Annotated in this window: 18 protein-coding genes; 2 read left to right on the top strand and 16 right to left on the bottom strand. The window is 54.9% G+C overall.

Annotated features, from left to right (window positions below; genetic code table 11):
* Positions 1-104: 104 nt before the first annotated feature.
* The gene (locus AFK65_RS09710; protein WP_007697654.1) at positions 105-1,643 is read left to right on the top strand and encodes a methyl-accepting chemotaxis protein; all 1,539 of its coding nucleotides are present in this window, start codon (positions 105-107) and stop codon (positions 1,641-1,643) included.
* A gap of 50 nt (positions 1,644-1,693) precedes the next feature.
* Here AFK65_RS09710 and AFK65_RS09705 read toward each other — a convergent pair whose 3' ends face one another.
* From AFK65_RS09705 to AFK65_RS09655, 11 genes are all read right to left on the bottom strand, one after another.
* On the bottom strand, positions 1,694-3,049 hold the full coding sequence (locus AFK65_RS09705; protein ID WP_007697649.1) for an esterase-like activity of phytase family protein: 1,356 nt from the start codon (positions 3,047-3,049) through the stop codon (positions 1,694-1,696).
* Positions 3,050-3,149: 100 nt separating this feature from the next.
* Positions 3,150-4,004, bottom strand: a complete 855-nt coding sequence (locus tag AFK65_RS09700) for a 4Fe-4S dicluster domain-containing protein (RefSeq protein ID WP_038857239.1) — start codon at positions 4,002-4,004, stop codon at positions 3,150-3,152.
* Positions 4,004-4,840, bottom strand: a complete 837-nt coding sequence (locus AFK65_RS09695; RefSeq protein WP_007697637.1) for a dimethyl sulfoxide reductase anchor subunit family protein — start codon at positions 4,838-4,840, stop codon at positions 4,004-4,006. Before AFK65_RS09695 ends, AFK65_RS09700 begins: the two co-directional genes overlap by 1 nt.
* Entirely contained in the window at positions 4,833-5,462 is a 630-nt protein-coding gene (locus tag AFK65_RS09690) for a DMSO/selenate family reductase complex B subunit (RefSeq protein WP_007697634.1), read from the bottom strand. The genes AFK65_RS09695 and AFK65_RS09690 overlap by 8 nt, the downstream gene beginning before the upstream one ends.
* Positions 5,449-7,827, bottom strand: a complete 2,379-nt coding sequence (locus AFK65_RS09685; protein WP_038857240.1) for a DMSO/selenate family reductase complex A subunit — start codon at positions 7,825-7,827, stop codon at positions 5,449-5,451. Before AFK65_RS09685 ends, AFK65_RS09690 begins: the two co-directional genes overlap by 14 nt.
* A gap of 173 nt (positions 7,828-8,000) precedes the next feature.
* Positions 8,001-9,197 (bottom strand): c-type cytochrome, encoded by a 1,197-nt coding sequence (locus AFK65_RS09680; RefSeq protein WP_038857241.1) that lies wholly within the window; start codon positions 9,195-9,197, stop codon positions 8,001-8,003.
* Positions 9,194-11,092 (bottom strand): NAD(P)-binding protein, encoded by a 1,899-nt coding sequence (locus tag AFK65_RS09675; RefSeq protein ID WP_007706616.1) that lies wholly within the window; start codon positions 11,090-11,092, stop codon positions 9,194-9,196. The genes AFK65_RS09680 and AFK65_RS09675 overlap by 4 nt, the downstream gene beginning before the upstream one ends.
* 102 nt (positions 11,093-11,194) lie before the next feature.
* A complete protein-coding gene (locus AFK65_RS09670; RefSeq protein ID WP_007706614.1) occupies positions 11,195-11,395 on the bottom strand; it encodes a hypothetical protein in 201 nt (66 codons plus the stop codon).
* 55 nt (positions 11,396-11,450) lie between these two features.
* Positions 11,451-11,789 (bottom strand): FxLYD domain-containing protein, encoded by a 339-nt coding sequence (locus AFK65_RS09665; RefSeq protein WP_007706612.1) that lies wholly within the window; start codon positions 11,787-11,789, stop codon positions 11,451-11,453.
* A gap of 126 nt (positions 11,790-11,915) precedes the next feature.
* Complete coding sequence (locus AFK65_RS09660) at positions 11,916-12,251, bottom strand: GNAT family N-acetyltransferase (protein WP_007706610.1); 336 nt, start codon at positions 12,249-12,251, stop codon at positions 11,916-11,918.
* 72 nt (positions 12,252-12,323) lie between these two features.
* Complete coding sequence (locus AFK65_RS09655; RefSeq protein ID WP_007706609.1) at positions 12,324-12,779, bottom strand: GNAT family N-acetyltransferase; 456 nt, start codon at positions 12,777-12,779, stop codon at positions 12,324-12,326.
* A gap of 522 nt (positions 12,780-13,301) precedes the next feature.
* Between AFK65_RS09655 and AFK65_RS22430 the strand changes: the two genes are divergently transcribed.
* Positions 13,302-14,324 carry an acyltransferase family protein gene (locus AFK65_RS22430; protein ID WP_007706607.1) on the top strand — a complete coding sequence of 341 codons (1,023 nt, stop codon included), beginning with the start codon at positions 13,302-13,304 and terminating at the stop codon, positions 14,322-14,324.
* A gap of 501 nt (positions 14,325-14,825) precedes the next feature.
* On the opposite strand, the gene AFK65_RS09645 is transcribed toward AFK65_RS22430, so the two are convergent.
* The 5 genes from AFK65_RS09645 to AFK65_RS09630 form a co-directional block, all read right to left on the bottom strand.
* Positions 14,826-15,050: a hypothetical protein gene (locus AFK65_RS09645; RefSeq protein ID WP_032804405.1), complete on the bottom strand. Its 225-nt coding sequence runs from the start codon at positions 15,048-15,050 to the stop codon at positions 14,826-14,828.
* Complete coding sequence (locus AFK65_RS09640; RefSeq protein WP_050555780.1) at positions 15,019-15,342, bottom strand: hypothetical protein; 324 nt, start codon at positions 15,340-15,342, stop codon at positions 15,019-15,021. The genes AFK65_RS09645 and AFK65_RS09640 overlap by 32 nt, the downstream gene beginning before the upstream one ends.
* The gene (locus AFK65_RS22365; protein ID WP_007706605.1) at positions 15,342-16,292 is read right to left on the bottom strand and encodes a hypothetical protein; all 951 of its coding nucleotides are present in this window, start codon (positions 16,290-16,292) and stop codon (positions 15,342-15,344) included. The genes AFK65_RS09640 and AFK65_RS22365 overlap by 1 nt, the downstream gene beginning before the upstream one ends.
* A gap of 47 nt (positions 16,293-16,339) precedes the next feature.
* Positions 16,340-16,990 (bottom strand): hypothetical protein, encoded by a 651-nt coding sequence (locus AFK65_RS09635; RefSeq protein ID WP_032804403.1) that lies wholly within the window; start codon positions 16,988-16,990, stop codon positions 16,340-16,342.
* A 286-nt stretch (positions 16,991-17,276) separates the two neighbouring features.
* Positions 17,277-20,411 carry a host specificity protein J gene (locus AFK65_RS09630; protein WP_007706604.1) on the bottom strand — a complete coding sequence of 1,045 codons (3,135 nt, stop codon included), beginning with the start codon at positions 20,409-20,411 and terminating at the stop codon, positions 17,277-17,279.
* Positions 20,412-20,420: the final 9 nt, after the last annotated feature.

Genomic DNA, 20,420 nt, shown 5'->3' with positions numbered 1-20,420 from the left:
TATTTAACCTAAATTTTTTGGCTGATATTCCGATAACCGTCTGGTGGCACTCCTCTTTTTGAGTGGCCGGGTCGCTGTGTTACAACCTCACGCAAGGGAACAACATGTCAGTAAGGCGTTTTTCATTTCTCGTTTTCAGTCTGTTACTTTTTATCTTTCTCGTCAGCACCGTCTCTAACCTCTGGTCGCTTACCCGCAGCAATCAGTCGCTGGATAACGTGAATAAAGAAATTCGCGTGGTGCTTTCGGTGATTGATCCGATTAACCACAGCCGTACGCTGCGCGTGCGCCTGATGGAGGCGATGATTAACGCCTCCATCGGCGATACCCAGAAAACGCAGGCGTCGCTTGAAACCGCCAACGAGGTGATGCAAAAAGCCATCGCGGCGTTCAATAACTATAAAGCAGCCCCTGCCGTTGAAGGTGAAGAGGCGCTGGCCGCCCCGTACCGTCAGGCCTGGCAGGCCTATGTCGATGACGGTCTGCGTCCGCTGATGGATGCCGCAAGCCGCAACGATACCGCGCGTTTTAACCAGCTGGTGAGCACGACGATCCCGCAACTGGATCGCCAGTTCGAAATCACGCTCGATCAGTTGCTGGCGTTCCGTGAGAAATATGCCCAGCGTCTGAACCAGGAGGCGCAGGAGCGCTTTGTAAACAGCATCATCACCATCGCGGTGTTCGCCCTGCTGTTTACGCTGCTGATTGGCGCGATGTTTATTCTGCTGAAGCGCCGCGTACTGGCGCCGCTGGATGCCGCGCGTCTTCACTGCCAGCAGATGGCGGAAGGCGAACTGCACACCCCGGTGCTGTCCGGCTCGAAAGATGAGATTGGCGATATGCTCGGCTCGCTTGAGCAGATGCGTCTGTCGCTGGTCGATATCATCGCCCAGGTGCGAGATTCCAGCCAGAGCGTGGCCCACGCCGCGGAAGAGATTGCCGCCGGTAACGTCGATCTCTCGGCGCGTACCGAAGAGCAGGCCGCGTCGCTCGGCGAAACCGCCGCCAGCATGGAACAGCTGACCTCCACTGTGAAGCACACCTCGGAGAACACCGCCGAGGCGAATAAGCTCGCGGGCAATATGCGCAGCGCCGCGCAGGAAGGCAACGCTATCGTCGAAGAAGTTGTGGTATCGATGCAGGAGATCGAGTCCAGCTCAAGCAAGATCGATAACATTATCGGCATTATCGAAGATATCGCCTTCCAGACTAACATCCTGGCGCTCAACGCCGCGGTGGAAGCCGCCCGTGCGGGTGAACAGGGCCGCGGTTTCGCGGTGGTGGCAAGCGAGGTGCGCAACCTGGCGCAGCGCTCGTCGGTCGCCGCGAAAGAGATCAAAGAGCTTATCGAGCAGTCCGGCGAGCAGGTGGTGCTGGGCAGCGACCGCGTGGCGCGCGCGGGCGAAAGCATGAAGCGCATTATCGGCTCGATTAAGCAAGTCTCTGAGCTGATGTCGGAAATCGCGCTCTCCACCGGTGAGCAGAGCCGCGGTATTGAGCAGATCAACCAGGCCGTGGCGCAGATGGATTCCGTTACCCAGCAGAACGCCGCGCTGGTGGAAGAAGCCTCTGCCGCCGCCCACTCGCTGAAAGAGCAGTCACAGCTGCTCAATCAGGCGGTCGCGGTGTTTAAACTGAGCTAACGGTTGTAAAACGAGTCAGGGCAGGCTTCGGCCTGCCCTTTTTTTTGCGCTTACAGCGGCTTATCGAGCTTGATCACCCACAGCTCATTTTGCGAGGCGGGTTTCTCGAGCGGTTTGATGCCGATTTTGCTGGCGACCGGCTTGCCGTCCAGGGTCAGATGCCCCTTTCCGTCGACGTTATAGTCATCCATCGCTTTTTTGTCGCCCTGCGGATCCAGTAGCTCTGACTGTAAACCGAAGTCGTTATCGTTAATGACCGCGAGGGTTTTCGAGTCGATAAGCGCCAGCCCTTCGGCTTTCTCCTGCTGCCAGCCCAGTTCACGCAAGTCTACCGCCAGCTGTTTTGTGGCGAGCTTCACGCCGCGCGCGCTGAGTTTTTCCGCATCGTCGAATTCCGGCGGCTGGGTGTTATCCAGCGTGCTCAGATCGGTGGCGTTGCTGAGATCGACCACATAGACGCGGTTGCGCATGGTTTTGTTTTTATCGCCGCCCTGCTCGATAAGCAGAATACGATGGTCGTCCAGCGCCGCGATATCGCCGATTTTGGCGTCTTTGGCTTTTTTATAGACGTCGATGTCAATCGGATAACCGTACATGGCGGTTTTGCCGGTGGCCGGGTCAAAACTCACCAGGCGCGTAAAGCGCGCGGTGTTTTTGGTTTTGCCATCGATATCCAGCGTGCTCTGCACCGCCGCGATAATGCGCCCGTCCGGCATCCGGGTCAGCCCTTCAAAACCGCGGTTAGGCTGGCGCCATTTAATGATATTCGGCAGGCCGCCCGCCACGCCCTCTTCGCCTTTGCCCGCCTGCGGGCCATGTTTAGCAAGGATCGCGCCGCTGGCATCCACATGGATGATAAACGGGCCATACTCGTCGCACAGCCAGTAGCCGCCTTCGCCGTCGGGGGTGATCCCTTCCGTATCCAGCCCGCGCTTATCGCCGGTGAGCGTTTGCAGCGCGTCGTTGAGCGCCAGTTCGTTCGTCGCGCCGATGAGCCCGGTCGGCAGCGGCAGTCCGCTGATGTTGCCCTGCTCGTCATGCAGCGGCATCGGGTCGCTCGCCTGCGCCTTATCTTTGCTGACGCGGATGGTCATCATCAGCGGCGTATACTCGGGGCTCGCGAAAATTTTCGACTCCTGCTTGCCCATTTTCGGCGAGTCGGCGTTCGGGCCGCGGTCGGTGACGGTCGCGAAAATCAGGTCATCGCCCTCTTTGCGTAAAAACAGCAGGCCGGAGCCCACGCCCACCGGCAGGCCGTCGGGAAATGCGCTGGCATAATTGCCGGAATAGACCACATGATCTTCCTGCGGGAATGTCACGACATAGCGTTCAACCTGCGGCGCGGCGGCCAGGGAACAGAGCGGGAAAAGCGCGGCGAAAGCGAGCGTAAGCGGTTTGATTTTCATGGTTTTCAGATCCAGAGTCGGGGTGGCACTGTTATAAGACGCAGGCGTGACAGATTAATGACAGCGCCCGTTTCCCCTGTGGATTCAGCAGGTCACTGCGTTAACCGCCGCGCATGTTGAAACCATGACGCCGACAAACCGGGCAGTGTTTTTCGCCCGGCCGCCAGGCGCGCCACGGCTCGCCGCAACGCTCGCAGCGGGCGTGATGCAACGCCCGGCGAATCAGCGGCCCGGCGTCGCCCTCCGTTATGGTTATAGCATCAACCGGACAGACCGCCGCGCAGTCACCGCAGCCATCGCAGCGCGTTGAATCGAGCGTAACGGCCTGTTCGCTAAAGCGTATCGCGCCGCTGGCGCATGCCCGGCCGCAGGCGCCGCATAGCAGACAGCGCGTAGCGTCCAGCGTCACAGCGTATGCTGATAAAAACGCCCCCACGGCGCGGCGCGCGGCGGCATCATGCGGTACGCGAGCGCGAGCGCCGCCAGGGCGCAGCAGACGGCGCTTCGCCTCACCTGCCGCGGGTGAAACCGCCACGCATTGCCAGCCCGGCTCGCCACGCTGTTGCAGTCGCAGGTTAAGTTCCGCCAGCGGGCGCAGCCAGTGGCTGTCGCGCGTGAGATCCACCGCGACGGCGCGAATAGCGTAATGCGAATGCCAGAGCAACAACTCTTCTGCCGCGACCGGCAGCGTGAACGGCCCGAGCAGTACGCCGTCGCGGTGGCATCGCGCCAGCGGCGAGAGATTCTCCAGCGCGTCCGCCGGGCAGACAAACAGGCAGATCCCGCAGCCGGTGCATCGCTCCGGCGCGAGAACAACCTCATGATTGTGGATGCTCAGCGCGCCGGTCGGGCAGCGCGTCACGCAATCATCGCAGCGGCTGCGGCGCAGCCGTTTTCTGGCGCAGCGCGCGCCCACGCAGGGCGGTATGGGCGTCAGAGCGTCAAAGAGATTCATCAGACATCGATGTAAAAAAACGCCAGCCGCAGCAGCAATTCGCCGAGCAGGATCAGCCCGCACCCGCCGATTTGCGGTGTCCGTGCCCCGTAAGGACGCGTCAGCCCGATGATCAACAACAGCGCGCCGCCGGCTGAACTGCACCAGCCCGCAAGGCGCAGCCCGGCGCAGGCGTCGAAGGCCGCCAGCGGGTGCAGCGGAAAAGCCACCGGCACCGCGGCGTGCGCTAAATAGTGATGATACGCGGGCTGAATCAGCAGCCGGATCATCACCGCCGCCAGCGCCAGCAACGAGAGGCGGCGGCTTATCGCGAATTGTGCCTGGGCGTTGAGCACCGGGCGCAGCGCGAGGCGCAGCTGTAGCAGCGACGCGCCGATTAACACTACCGAGCCCAGGAACATGGCCCAGGTATTAATGTGCTGCCATGTCACGACCGACGTATGATTGTAGATGGACGCCATCGCGGCCATATCCATAAGCCCCGCCAGCACGCTCAGCCACAGCAGGGGCCACGGCGTAGCGCGCTTCATCATCAGCAGTAAGATGCTAATAGCCAACAGCGCCATAAACACCCCGGCGAGCGCGATTTCCCGGCTCAGCCAGGAGCTGGAAAGATGGCGCAGCGCGTTAAACGCATTCAGCGGATACCCCAGATGCAGCATTGAGGCGATCAAACCGAGCGCTGCCGCGACGCCCGCGCCGACGAGCGCAGGCAGCGTGGCAAGCGTGCGTTGCCCCGCGCGCGGCATCTGCCCGGCGGTGAGGCAGAGCATCAGCATAAATCCCACCGCGCCCTGCAGAAGCAGCGTAAATATGACTAACGGAAACTCATGCATCGTGCTGCTCCTCTTGCTGCGCGCCCTGATGCGGCTTAATGACCAGATTCGGCTTCGTGACGGATGACGGCGGCAACCCTTTTACGTCAGAGAGCGCGCCAAAGCGTTCGCGCAGCATCGTTATCGGCCCGAACTGGATAGCCCCGAGCGGACAGGTGGCGACGCACACCGGCGGCTCGCCCTGCGCCAGCCGATCGATGCAGAAATCGCATTTCGACATCTGCCCGGTCTGCGTGTTGCGCTGCGGCGCGCCGTAAGGGCACGACCAGGCGCAGTAGCCGCAGCCGACGCATTTATCGGTATTCACCCGCACGATGCCGTCGCCGTCGCGTTTGTGCATCGCCGTGGTCGGGCAGTTGCGCGTGCAGAGGGGGTCGGCGCAGTGGTTGCACGAAACCGTCAGCGTGTAAGCGAAGACGTTATGCATAAGCCCGCCCGCGCCGGTCGGCGTGAAGCCGCCGCCGTGGACTTCATAGACGCGGCGAAAGCGCCGCCCCGGTTCGAGATTATTTTTGTCTTTGCACGCCACCTGGCAGGCTTTGCAGCCAGAACAGCGCGATGAATCGATAAAAAAGCCCAGTTGCTCGCCGCTGACCGGGGGATAGTCTTTAAACTGACTCATGTCTGGTTACCTCAACGAGCAGGGTTTGATGGGCGTTGCCTTTGGCAAGCGGAGTGATGCGCGCGCTGGTGAGCACATTCGGACAGCCGCCGTTATCGACGCCGTCAGCGTCCGGCTGCCACCAGGCGCCCGCCTGCATCGCCACCACGCCCGGCATAATGCGCGGCGTCACTTCGGCAGGAATGCGCACCACGCCCCGATCGTTATGAATCCGCACCAAATCGCCCTGCTCAATGCCGCGCGCCTGCGCGTCCTGCGGGTTAATCCAGAGCTGCTGGCGTTGCACCTCCTGCAGCCACGGGTTGGCGTATTGCGTCGAGTTGGCGCGGTTTTTACCCTTCCAGGTAATGAGCTGTAGCGGGTATTTCGCGCGCAGCGCGTCCTGCGGCCCTTCCTGTGCGGGAACATAGTGTGACAGCGCCGGGATCTCCGGATGTTTCATCTCCCAGAGCCGCTTTGAGAAGATTTCAATTTTGCCGGAGGGCGTCGGGAACGGATGGTTGTCCGGGTCGCGAATGTTCTCTTCAAACGCGACATACGGCGGCGATTTCAGGTAGACGTGCGGATTGGCGCACAGCCCGGCGAAATCGGGCAGATCGTGGTCCGCCAGCGCCTCGCGGGTTTTCTCCCAGATATGCTCCACCCACTGTTTTTCGTTGCGCCCTTCGCTAAAGCGCGCCTCGACGTCGAGCTTGCGCGCGACGTCGCGCAGCCAGTCGTAGTCCGAGCGGCGCTCAAACTCCGGCTCCACCAGCTTTTGCGACAGCAGCAGATAGTTGCCGGTGCCCCAGGTTTCGCCGATGTTCCAGCGCTCCATAAAGCTGGTTTCCGGCAGCAGCAGATCGGCGTAGCGGGCGCTGGGCGTAAGGAAGAGATCGCTCACCACGATAAACTCAACTTTACTTTCATCTTCCAGCACCTTAACGGTCTGGTTGATGTCCGGGTTCTGGTTCGCCAGATAGTTGCCCGCGAGATTAAAGATGAATTTGATGTTGCTGGTGAGCGTCTCAGCGTCTTTCAGGCCGTTTTCCGGCGTGACCTTCGCCGCGTCGTCGCAGGCCTGTACCCAGTTCATGATGGAGATTTTCGCCGCCACGGGGTTCGGCACGCTGTAGGGATCGGCGCAAAAAAGTCGGTTGCCGATGCCGCCGTAGCCTGCCGCCCAGCCGCCCTTAACGCCGACATTGCCGGTGATCGTGGCGAGCAGCGTGGAGCCGCGCGCGGTGCGCTCGCCGCAGATGTGGCGCTGCGGGCCCCAGCCCTGGATCAGCGCCGCCGGTCTGGCAGTGGCGAAGTCACGGGCGAGCTGGCGGATGGTCTGCGCGGGAACATGGGTGATGCGCTCCGCCCACTCCGGCGTTTTTTTCACGCCATCTTTTTCACCAAAGAGATACGCCATCAGCGATTCGCGCGCCGGTACGCCTTCCGGCATCGTGCTTTCGTCAAAACCGATCGCGTGGCGGGCGATAAACGCGCTGTCATGCAGGTTTTCGCTGATGATGACGTACATCATCGCGTCCATCAGCGCGTTATCGGTGGTGGGCAGTAGCGGCACCCACTGGTCGGCGAGCGACGCCACGGTGTCGGAGTAGCGGGGATCGACCACGATAAACCGCGTGCCGTTGCGCTTCATCTGCTGAAAATAGTAATTGGTGTGGCCGAAGATGGTCTCGTTCGGGTTATGACCCCAGAGGATCACAAGCTTTGTGTCTTTGAGCGTATCGAGCGAGCTGCCGCTCGCGGCGGTGCCGTAGGTGTAAGGCGTGGCCGCGGCGGTGTTGCCCATGCTGACGGAGTGGTATGACTCCAGATAGCCGCCGGTCAGGTTCAGCAGGCGTCGCGCCATTTTATCGCCGGAGAACGCGCCGCCGGAGACCGCCGTGTCGGTGTGCATAAAGCGCGACGCCGGGCCATATTGCGCGGTAATGCGCCGTAGGTTATCAGCAATCAGCGTCGTCGCCTCATCCCAGCTGATGCGCTCGAACTTGCCTTCGCCGCGCTTGCCGACGCGCTTCATCGGGTATTTCAGCCGGTCCGGGTGGTAGACAAACTGCCGATACCCGCGCCCGCGCTCGCAGGCGCGCATCAGCGGCATGGCGGGGTCAACCTCGTTATCCGGACAGGTGGAGATGCGCGTCACCACACCTTCTTTAACGTGCGCGCGGATATCGCATTTGCCGCCGCAGTCAAAGGTACTGCACGTCGGCACGATGTTTTCAGCGGCCTCTGCTACAGGCGCATTAGCGTTAGCCTTGCCGGCCTTCACAAAAAGCGGCGCGGCCGCCAGCGCCGACGTGGCGCGCAGAAAGTCGCGGCGCGACAGCCCGCCCTCGCCCGGCCCATCCTTTCGGGTAAGTGGTTTCATCATGTTCCCCCATCAAAAGGGCGTATTCTGCAAAGCCCTGAGCGGGGAAAGCTTGATGAGAATCAACGGGAAAAAACTGAACGGCCCGTAGCGGAATGTTTCAGAAAAACGGGCGGGAAGAAAGGTGAAAAAGAGAAAACCGGCGCCGCCTGTACCCGACGGCGCCGTAAGCGTTACTCGTTATGTTGTTGCTCGCGGGCCTCTTTCACCTGCGCAGGCGTCGCAGGCGCGGCGTGGTTGCCGAAACTGCCGCGGATGTAGTTGGTGACGTCCGCCGCGTCCTGATCGCTGAGCGCCCAGCCATAACCCGGCATGCTGTACGGCAGATGTCCCTGCGTCACCGCCGTTTTGCCGCCCTCCAGCACCACGCGAAGCAGCGTCAGCGGGTTATCGGCGTTAACGGTGAGATTGTCTTTCAGCGCCGGAACGGCGTATTCCGCGCCCTCGCCGTTGCTGGCGTGACAGGTGGCGCAGTAGCGGGCATAGAGCTGATGACCGTTCTCCATTTCCGCTTTCGCTACCTTCGGCGCGTCGCCTTTCGCCGGCTCGCTGCCCGGCAGGCTTAACAGATAACCGGCTATGGCGCGGTTGTCGTCATCGGTCAGGTATTGCGTGCTGTTGGTGACGACCTCATCCATCGGCCCGCTGAGCGCCGCGTGTTTGCTGCGCCCGTCGCGCAGCAGGACGGCGAGATCCTCTTCGGACATTTTCAGCCCGCGCAGCGACGGCGCGTACCAGCCGTTAAGCTCCTCGCCCGCGAGGAACTGCTCATCACGCTCGTCGAAAGCCTTCTCCTGCATCCCCACGCCGCGCGGCGTATGGCACGCGCCGCAGTGGCCCGGCCCCTGCACCAGATACGCGCCGCGGTTCCAGGCCGCGCTTTTATCCGCGCGCGGCGTAAACGGTTTATCGTCCACAAACAGGCTGTTCCAGACGCCGAGCGGCCAGCGCATCGAGAGCGGCCACGGAATGTCGCTCTCGCGGTTCACGGTGGCCTGCGGTTTCACCTCTTTTATCAGGTAGTCATAGAGCGCGCGCAGGTCGTCATCGCTCATCTTCGCATAGGACGGATACGGCATCGCCGGGTAGAGATGGTGGCCGTCCTTCGCGATACCTTCGCGCATGGCGCGGGCGAACTCGTCGTAGCTGTAGCTGCCGATACCGTGGGTTTTATCTGGCGTGATGTTGGTGGAATAAATATCGCCGAGCGGCGTGGCGAATTTCAGCCCGCCCGCGAGCGGCGCGCCGTCCGCAGCCGTATGGCAGGCCATGCAGTCGCCCGCGCGCGCCACATATTCGCCGCGCGACATCGTCTGCGCGCCCGCCTGCGTTGCCCACAGGCTCAGCGCCAGTAACGCGATACGTTTCATGCGCCCTCCTTCGCCATCTCGTGCAGCTCTTTCACCGCGCGGTAGCCCTGGTCTATCGCCGAGTTGGCATACGGGCTCCAGTCGGCGTCCGAGTTGGCGATGGTGATGCGCCCGACCGGCTGGCGGGCTTTTTCGATGATTTTTTGCGAACCTTCTTCATCGTCAAACAGACCGCTGAAGAAGTAAGAGTAGCCGTGCGACCAGCGGTTAACGGTGATCGCCGCGATATCGCGCTCGTGGTCAAAACCGGCCGCGCCGAACATGCCCTGCAACTGTTCGCGGATCATCTTCTCATGCACCTCGAACGGCGTGCCGAGCAGAAACGCGCGGCCCTTGCGGAACTGTTCGCGGGCGCTGAGCCCGCTGCCGGGGAACGTCGGCACATAGACCATATGCAGGCCGATGGGCGCGTTCGGATCGCGCGGATGCGGGTAGCCGCCCATATCCACCGGGTAGTCGAGCTTGACCCGGCTGTAGGGCGCGGCCGGCGAGTAGATCTCATGCACGCCGAGCTTCATAAACGGCTGCCAGTTGCGAATAACCACTTTGCTGTAGACCAGCGGCGCCTTGACGTTCTGCTTGAGCGCCTCCTGCTGGTGGTGCGGGATTTCCGGCACCAGATACGGAATCATCATGTTGTAGCCCGCCATCACGGTCTGCCCGGCTTTTACCTTGTGCAGCTTACCGTCGCGCAGGTAGGTCACTTCGACGCCGCCCGCCACATTGGCGGCGTGGACGCCGGTGCTGTTAAGACGCAGGCGCACCGGATGCGCCGGTTTATCCAGTTGGCTGTAGTCGAAGGTCGCCAGCACGATATCATCCATGCTGTTGCCTGGCGCCACGGCCGGAATAAGATGCCGCACCATCAGGCGCGCCAGCCCGGCGTTGCCGTCCGGGAAGTGATAGATGTACGGCTCTTCGAGATCCGCCAGCGATTCAGCGTCAAGCGGCGGCAGATCCATGCCGTCCAGCCCCGGCAGCGCGCAGATACGCGCGTCGCTCGCCGACGTGCCATCGATGCCAATCGCCTGGAAATCGTTGGTGCGCTGCTGGAAATAGCGGATGGCGCTGTCGCTTAACCCTACTTTGTCGCGCAGGAACTGGCTGTAGCTGTGGGAGTCGAGCCAGGCGACTTTATCTTCAACGCGCATCCCGGCGAGGTAATCTTTTTTCTCGGTGTGCAGCGCGATTAACGCGTCGCGATCCGCCTGCGGCAGCGGGAAATCGTTAATAAAGGCGCGAATGTCGCGGGCGTTCATACGATCGGGCGGAATATCGTCCGCCACCGCGCGGCCCGGATCGCCACTCACGATTTTATCGACGCCAAAGTTGGTTTTATCGAAATAGACGCCGCGGCTTAAGTTGAGATCCGGGTAGAAGGCCTGATCGAAGCTTTTCGCCATGCGCTCGATGCTGACGTTGAGCGTCTTCAGCAGCCCCATCGCGGTTTCGCTGAAGTTATTCGCAGGCGACTGGAAAGACTCGCTGCCGCCGTAGCCGAGCACGGTTTTCCCGTCGACGTGAAATTCGTTGCGCTTGGCGTGGCCGCCGAAGTCGTCATGGTTATCCAGCAGCAGAATGCGCTGCTGTTTGCCGCGCAGTTCCTGCCAGAAACAGGCGGCGGCGAGCCCGCTGATCCCCGCGCCGACAATCACCAGATCGTACTCCTCCTCCACCGGAACGCTGGCCGGGTCGAATCGCTTACCCTCACGCCCCAGCGCGTGCGCCTGTTCGAACGAGCCCGGATGGTTGCCGCGAAGCCCCGTGAGGGTCGGCGGATAGTAGAGCGACTGCGCTGCCGTCTGTGGCGAGGCGCGCAGGATTTGCCACGGCGTCATTCCGGCGGCCACGGTGATGGCGACGCCATTGAGAAAATCACGTCGGGTGATTGCCATAGAACTTCCTTAAAGGACAAAAATTATTGTTTTCAGTTTGTTATATAATGGTACAGAATTTTTGCCTGCCAGACACCCCGGCAGGCGTGGATTGCGGAAGATTCAGGCGGAAAGTTTGCCGGTTTGCGCGACTTCATCGAGCCGCTGCTGCATCTCTTTCAGGTTATCAAGCAGATTAGTATCGGCTTCGGTCGCCGTTTCGCCTTTGCCGGTAATGACAAAGTGGTAATTTTTCTCGCGACAGGTGGCCGTATATTCATACGCCCCGCCCGGCTGCTGTTTTTTGTCGATAGACAGTGACATACATCCTCCTTTCAGTCGTTATCTCTTAAAAGGTAGAGTATTTTCGCGCGCAGCGTCAGGGGATCGCCGAAAGCTCAGCCAGCCGGAAGTGATCGGGTTTGAATATGCGCGTGCGGCACGGCGCTTCAAAATGCCAGGTGTCATCCGGCGCGAGGTTAAAAGTGATGGCGGTGGTGTAGCCCACCACCATGCCGTTGCGCAGGAGATTAAACGCCACGTAAACCTGCCGTAAGGAGCGGTTGGTGAGGTTTTTGACCATCCCTTCAAGACGCAGCTTCCCCGCCTCGGTTTTCACAAAATGGACGTCTGTAAGCGCTACCGGCGCGATATCCGCCCGCGCGCACTGCATAAACAGCGCGCACGCGAGCGTAAACAGGATTAAAAGTGGTTTCATGCGTTCTCAGCGTTATGCGGGTGTGATGCCTGCTCAGAATGTTATCTGATTCATAACGCCGATTTAACCAGTAAAACCGCTAAAGGGTAAAGGGATGTGAATGTTAAGAGGTAGCGGAGTTGGTGTTTATACCGGGCGCTTCACAAACTGCTTACGGACTTCGCGATAACCCTGCGCGTCGTAAAAGCGATGCGCGCGAACGCCGCTTTCGCTACTCGAAAGCTTAATCTGCGTGCAGCCCTGCGCGCGCGCCTCGTCGTGCGCGGCTTCAGGCAGCCTCGCGCCAGTTCCCGCGCCGCGTAATGTTTCATCGACAATCAGCGCGGAAATGTGCCCCCATTGTCCGGTCTCATGCAGCGGCTGAATAACGTGCAGCACTATCGCGCCACAAGGCTTCCCGGCGGTATCGGCCACCAGCACACATGAACCGTTAGCCTCGCTGTGCGTAAGCAGCGCGGTCACGTCTGGCAAGGCAATCCTGTTCACACAGCCGGCAAAGCGCAGGCACATCGTCAAGAGTTGCATGGCGAATTATCACTGTTCGCCTCCTTCGCGCCCGGCAGCAACCAGCGATTTGCACAGATATTTCGGCGATTCGGTATAACCCTGACGGTAATAGAAACGGTGCGCGTCGCTGCGACGGCTGTGGCAGTGAACTTCAATACGATCGCAACCACGCGCGCGGGCGAGCGCCTCGCCTTCGCTTTCGAGCAGCCTGCCGATCCCTTTGCTGCGCGCGTTACCGTTGACGCAGAAATAGCTGATGCGGCAGAAATCGCCTTCAAGCGCCAGCTGGGGGATAAAATGCAGCGACAACACGCCCAACAGCACGCCGCCTTCTTCCGCCACCAGCACTCTTTCATCCGGGTGCGCCAGCAGTTCCGCGAGGCGTTGGCCGATAAAGTGCGCCGTATCCGGGTAATCCAGTTCGGTTAATAAGGCGCTGATGGCCGTGGCATCAGCAGGCGTCGCGGCTCGGGTCGTTATCATGGTTATCTGTCTCTTTATGCTGGCGAGGTACGAGTTGTTATGGAATGACATTAGCCTGAGCCGCGATAAGTGGCTGTGTCAACTGCGGTTTTTGGGGGAACTTTAAGAATTGCCTCCCCATTAAGCAGGTCGGGACAGGTATATACTTAATCAGTATATTCGCGTCACTGGAACAATTTGGAGCTACGTTCCCCTCTACTGAAAACTCCAGGTATGTCGTTGTATAGAGACATAGCCATCAACTTTTTGAAAAGCTGAATATGAATGCAGCAAGTATGTTTTTGATATTAATAAGAACTTTAACAAGAGTGTGATTTTGAGACGAGAGGAAGGGATAGAGATTGATTGCTTAATCAGAAATATTACAAAATGTGCAAAAAAAAATAAGTACACCACGCTGCCACTAAAGCCTGTTTAATAATTTGAAAAGGATAAAATTCACAAAAATAATTACTTGTTTGTCAATCACGATAAATCATGATAAACTTTAAAGTATATTAACGCTATAATTATCTGGTAATCATGCCGCAACCAATGTTACTTAAAAAAAATAATGAAAGAATGCTATTTATTGATTCCATTAAAGGTTTAGCGATCTTTTTGGTTTGTTGGGGTCATTCTATACAATTTGTTAAAAAAGCTGGAGTGTCGTTTTTTGAGAACCCGCTATTTATAATAATTTACAGCTTCCATATGCCATTATTCATGATAATAAGTGGATATTTATTCTTTTATAGTCTGCAACGGAATGAGATGGGTGAGCTGATAAAAAAGAAAATTCTTCAACTCATGTTGCCGTCTGCATCATGGTTTATACTGGAATCCATTTTAATAGGGAGAGATATCAACATTCCAAACCTTAGATATGGTTTAGTATTCCCTTTCTGGTTCCTGTCTTCTTTGTTTTTTTTATCGATAACGATGTCACTATCACAAGCCGTCTACAAAGGCAAACCCTGGTTAATATTTTCTGTTATATTCTTTGTTTCTCTCTTTTTTGGGGATTCCTGGAATATGGACAGAACAAAGTTCATGGCTCCATATTTTCTGCTGGGAGTAAGTGTACATTATTTCATTAACTACATACGTTCAAATAAGCACAAGCTCGGATTAATTTCTTTGATAACCTGGATCGTAATGTTGTTTTTCTGGGATAAAAGCGACTACATTTACATAACAAAAATGTCATTCCATGGCGTTGAATTTACTAACCAATTGAAGGTTGTTTTGTTTCGGTATGCTATTGGCTTTGCTGGATGCTTTTCTATCATATATCTATATTCATATACCACTAAACTCAAGTTGTTTACATTACTCGCATCATCGCTCGGTATCTACACATTACCAATTTACATAATTTCAACACTTATTTTATACAGAATAGCAAATTACATTGACATCACTGCTTATTGTGACAATAGCATCATATATAATTTTATAATAACTCCAATCTACGCATTCTTTATTATTGCCCTGTGCATTTTAATAGCGAAGTGCTTGAAAAAAGCATGGATAACAAGGTTTTTATTCTTAGGCGGCCGCTAATATTTATTGGTGTGGGTGGAGTTTAGCCATCATTAATTCCACCTTTTTTATCCAGGCAGTGCGACAATAAGCTTTATTGGGATAATGAAAAGTCAGAGGCAAACGATGAGCGCTTCATGATTCACGTTTTTGGCTGAAAAAACATATAATTTAATAAATCACACCGCCAGACCAAACCATGCCTGTAACTGATATACAGCAAAGCGTTCTAAAGGCATAAAAACCAAACCATAATGAATCCGAACTTTTGTATTAATATCATTTCAATAGCCATAGACATAGACATAGCGGATGGATATTGAGCGTATTTTATCCACCCGCTTATGAATACTAGTGTTTAATCATCATAGGCGTGCCTTTTCTGCGAAGGCGGGTTGATGTGGCAGAAAACTAGGTTGCAAGCAATGCATTAGCGCAAGACGAATCGACACCTCCCAAGGTTTTGAGTTGTTTTGCGCTAATTTTTTGCCCCATGCATGCCCCATGGTATGAGGGAGTTAATCAAGGCATTGGGAACCTTTCCTTGATCTCTTTTACCTTGGCCACCCACGCCGTGTAATCTGGCTTTGAGCCGCTGACTGCGGCATCATAGTCGGCTTCTACTTTCAACTGGTCTGACTCAGCCCTGTATGCTGCCAGGCGCTGACTTACCACGCTATCCCTCATCCTTAGATGCTCAGCATCAGACACGTCTTTAGCTTTGTTGAGTTTCGTCCAGTCGATCACCTTCGACCTCCTTTTTACCAAATGAGTATTCAACGCCATTTTCCATTTGTATCTCCATCTCCACATCTCCCGGCGCGCACGGATATACCAGAGCGGCACTTATGTCCCCATGCTCATCACAGAAAATCCCATCGACGAAAAATACGCAATCTACAGCTGAAAATGGCAGATAGTCACCCGCGCTCATTGGACTGAAATCATAGTCCTCACCATTTACAGTTAACACTGCGTTGTTCGCTTTGATTGATAATATGTCTTCTCTGTGCTGTGGAATTAGCTTTAACTTGAACATTATTTCCAGGTTCCTGTAGCAATTAACGTTAACGGATATAGTGAGGAGAACTGAATTGGTGCGTATATGCGAGCTGCAACACTTGTTGTGCTTAATCCTGAAATTGATGATCCTGTCATAACCGCACTGGCACCTGTACCGGCAGAACCACCCCACGCAGCGGTGGTTACAGAGATTGCAATTTTGGATGTATCGAAAAATGCCGCTGGAAAAACCCAACTATAGGCTAGCCAGTAAAAAGACGTGCTTCCTTCGGTTCGGGCTGAGCTGGTAACATCAATACTTCCACGGTTAAACCAACAGATCATTGAACCATCTGCGAACTTCAAATAATTACCACTGGATGTAGCTCCGGACTCAATAATGGCTGAACTATTACCTACTGAACCTACGGCATCCATTATGGCGGCACCTTTCAGCCCAAGGTTATTTCTTGCTGCCGATGCGTTACTTGCCCCTGTCCCTCCCTGAGCGACGGTGATAGCTGTAGTTAACGCTGACAGGCTTGTGATGTCATTATTTGCGCCTTTTTTTGCTTTGTCTGCAAGCGAGGTGGTTATGCTTCCCCACGATGGCCCAGTGAACGTGCTCCCATCCGGTAAAGTAACAGTCACATTTCCTGTCGCAGAGAAAACCTGCTGCCAGTTCATCTTGTCATAATTAAGCCCGCGCAACGCTTCTGCTGACTGAGTGGCAAGTGCCGAGGAAATTAGGCTCTGCGCTTCCTGCGGTACAGAAAACCACGCAACACCACTTTGTGTGGGCCCGGTATAATTACTAATAAGTGTCAATTGAGTGTTATTAGTAATTGCTTTCACAGGAATGGTATATGCCGTTCCTCCAACATTAAAAACAATGAAGTCTCCTACCTTTAGCTCCGTTGTGAACGATGTTCCAGTGCCTGAAACAGCAGCCGATTTGTTTGTAAGCGATAGAGTACCTGCCGACATGGCATTCTCCTGATTTAATGAGTCATGTTTATTTTTAGAAAACAAACCTAAATGGTAGGGAAAACAGCATAAGGTATTTTGAAGCCACGAGAGTAAAGCGGAGTGCTCACGTAATTTTTCCCGTTCTGGTTTATATACCTTAATATCACCGAGCCAGACTGCTGCTTCATGACGATGCCGTTTTTTGCACCAACGCCTTCCTGGTCTTCAGCTAAGGCTCCAGAAATGATATCCATTAGGTAAAAAGGAGTTCCGGACACGCCAACTGTCAAGGTGTTGTTTTGCAGATCATAATTAGGAGGTATCGTGATAAACCCGAGAACCCGTGGCATCTTTGCTGCCGACTTCGCCGACCATATCAATGTACCTTGAGCATTGAAAACGTCGAGATAACCACTCTCTACGGCCAAATCTATTTTCGTTTTGGCAATAAAAACCGAGCCCGGCAAAAAGTATCTCGCGCCCGGAACTCCCCATCCATTCACATTAAGCCTGAACCATGCGAGTTGTCCTGGAGAATACAGATTATCATCAAGTACATACCCAAGCTGATTGAGGTTCCCAAAACCAGGGATATTCAGGTCGAAATCACCAACTGTGTCCGTGCTGGCGGCAGCAGAGGATGCTAACAGTGGTGATTTATAATCGCTGTTTACAGTAAGAGCACCCGCTGAATTTCTTACTTCGAATCCGCTCATAGGAAATTATATAAATCCACTGTTATGGTATCTGCGTAGCTCGTCCCGGGAACGAAGTAGAGAGTGAATCCCCCATCATAACAGGACGTGCTCCATATTCTTACAACGCCAGTAAGCTTCACTATTGCAGCAAATGAACCGCTGGCAGTTAATCCAGCGTAGGGAACGTTCATTTGTGATATACCTGCCGGGGCATTTACTACGGTGCGCCCTATGTAGCGCACCATGTAGTCTCCAAGATCAACAATTAACTTCCCACTACCATCCCAGCACTGTAAGCCAGACATTAGAAAAGCCCCATTCTGATTCGCAGGATATTATTCGAGTCCCATATCTGAACAAGAGTGCTTGTTATGAGCATTTTCCCTCCGCCTGCAACACCGTTAATTTCGAAGTTACCATTTTTATCCAGCCTCCATCCAGTTGAACCAGCAACATAATTAGCAGACTGTATGAAGTTACCAATTTTGGCATTATCTATGCTCCCATCCTGAATAAACGCGGAGCGTATAAACACCTGCCCATTAACCACAAAGAAAGCCGCCTGATAATTACCCGGATCACTACCGGAATAAATACCAAACTGGTCAGCGGCAAAAACGGTAGTCGACTTATAACTTCCTGCACCGTCAGGCTCTATACCCATTGCAAAACCAGTATTATACAATTGGTCACCTCGTTTTATGCCGAGGTTGAGCGTATAGAATGCCTTGGCTGTTCCATTGTCCGTAACAGTTGCGGTTAGCTTTTGGTTAAGTGCTGCTGTAGTTTGCTCATATTGAGCCTGAACCTGAGTGGTTAATTCAGCAAGAGACTTATCTACATCGGCAACCGTGGTTTTAACGATAAGAATATCCGCTCTGACTTCCCCGTACTGCGCCCATTGATGGTCAACAGTAGAGTTATTGGCGAGAGCGTTTTCTAAAATCCCCTCAATATTGGTATCAATACCATTCTGAAGATTTTCAAATGCGCCTGAATTGCGGATAGCATCATCAATATAATCAAGCATGCCTGGGATATCAGCAGAAGCCTGCCCTGATGCTTCGACAAACGGAGAAACACCAAATGCGTTTTTTGTTCTTACGTACATATAGTACGTAGTGTCTGCTTTGAGATTATGAAGCGTCCACTGACTGGAGCGCCCCAGGAATTGGGTCTGATCCTCAATGAGCGAGGGGTCAGTGATGCGATTCTCGCCTGAATACCAAAACTCAAATGTTGTATCAGTTGTTGCTGTTACGCTCATCACCGGAACAATATCAGCCGAAAAAATTCCAGGCGTCCATATAACTGATGTTGGTGCCAGCGGCGCGCCTATCACCAGGCTAACCTGAGTTTCAGCGCCTTTCATTCCGTTCTCATTCCGGCCTCTGACGCCAAGCGTGTAGCTTCCGGCATTCAGTCCGTAGAAGTCATAGCTAAACTTCTCGGTCTGATATTGCGCAACCACTTTTCCCGAATCGTTATAGACATAGAGTTCGAATACCAGTTTTTTGGTGGTCGTGGCCGTCTCCCAGGTCGCCGTAACCTGTACAGTTTCGCTGTTTACGTTAATAACGCGCAGGTTTTCAATATTTGGCACGCGATAGCCGTTCAGCGTGTCGTTCGGGACCTCAAATACTGCGCCGGCATCTACCACAGCTTGTTTGTTCGGATCGTGCTGTGAGGCGGTTATGCTATAAACGGAGTTGTTTTCTGTCTCGCCAATACTCAGGATACGGAAAAGACGAGTAGAAACCTCCGTAGTTGAGATAGCAAATACAGTCCCGTCCCTTACCCATGCTGGCGTGGTTTTCAGTGTAACGACCGCTCCAGACACCGTTGTGATTTCATACTTCGAGAACTTCCCGTTGCTTCCCATAATGGACATAACATCGCCGGGAGATACCAGGCTGGAGAGATTCGCATCTACGGTGATTTTATTGCCTGAGTGCGAAAGTATTCGACCGCCAAGCCTTGCGCCAGCGTAATCATTATCCATGACCTCAATGATGTCGCCGGGTGTAAATGCGATTGCATCTCGCGCCATCTGGAACGTCAGTCTGTTGCTCTCACGTTTCGCAGTCTCAAGAATCCACTTACCCGCTCGCCATGCCTGGCCGCGTGACGTACACCCGAATGCCTCGATAGTGGTTTCGTTGTAATTGCCTCGGGAGATCATCTCATCATCAGAAACGTACTCCTTCACCTGTTCCCAGCCGTTATCCGGGTCGGTCCAGGACACCACGACAGCGTTGTACTTCTCCGATCGCTTAACCGAGCTGCGACTGAACTTCCCGTCAACCACGTTAGCATTGGTTACGGTGGCGATAGGGTCTTGCGGAGCATCCAGCATGACTGTCAGCCGCATGCCGTCCCAAAGTGCAATACCTCTGAACATCCCGGCAATTTTGTCGAGAATGTCGCGGGCGCTGGCCTGCTCAGTAATGTAGGCGTTCAGAGTCATTCTGGGCTCTTGACCACCGTAGCCATCATCTACAAGCTGATCGCAATACTGAGAAAGGACATACAGCGCGCCGTCATCGACATCAATTGAACCCGCCCTGCGTGCCAGTCCGAACCGAGTATTCTTTGCCAGTTCACGGAAAAGCCATGCTGGGTTATTGGTCCATGCCTTCTTAAAGCCCCCTAGCCATAACCCGGTATAGGTTCTGGTTATTGGGTTGTAATTATCCGGCACATCAACAATTAGCCCGCGCAGATGATATGTGCGGCTTGGGGTGTCTGTGTACTGGTCGCGGTCGATTACAGCGCCAGCAATCGCCGAGAATGGATAAGAAAGGTTATCGTCGGTTATCTCAGTAAAGCTGTTCCAGATAGTGCCGTTAGTCAGCAGGTCACTCGTACTGTCAGGCGTTACGCGGCGTACACGGATATCGAATGGTTTAATGTCAGGCGCATCGATGACATGAGCCTCAAGATATTCACCCGAAATCTTGCCGTTAATCGTGACCGTTTTCTGCTGAACCCAGCCTGCCGATGCAGTGCGGGTTTCAAGAACAAGCGTTACTGACGTGTTTTTCTGGTTTCCCTTTGTGTCCTGCTGAACAAGTCCGGTAACGCCAACGTTGAAGCGCACACGCGTCACATCCTGGTCTGTGATGGTTCGCACCAGAGGCGTTGCATACTTAACCTCTGTATTGACGATAGTGGTCGCCTCTATGGCAGAAAACCCATTTATTGGTGCCTGTGTCTCTGAGCCAGGACGCCAGGCAGCACTCACCCCGTTGATGCTTACATTACCGTTGCCATCTGTAATAGGCGTTTTGTTGAGCATGAAAGAGGAAAGGTGTGACTGGTCTACCGGACCGTAAATTGGCCCCTCACTGATGAGGTCCAGCACACGGTAAAACTGTTTTGATTTGAGGTTATCGTCGAGAAGTTTGGGGGTGCTGGCCTTGCCGCCGCCTGAAGACATAAAGCCACC

This window comes from Cronobacter universalis NCTC 9529 (assembly GCF_001277175.1).
GTDB classification, from domain to species: domain Bacteria; phylum Pseudomonadota; class Gammaproteobacteria; order Enterobacterales; family Enterobacteriaceae; genus Cronobacter; species Cronobacter universalis.
The sequence above is the reverse complement of the archived record's forward strand: the minus strand, read 5'-3'. Positions and strand labels throughout refer to the sequence as shown.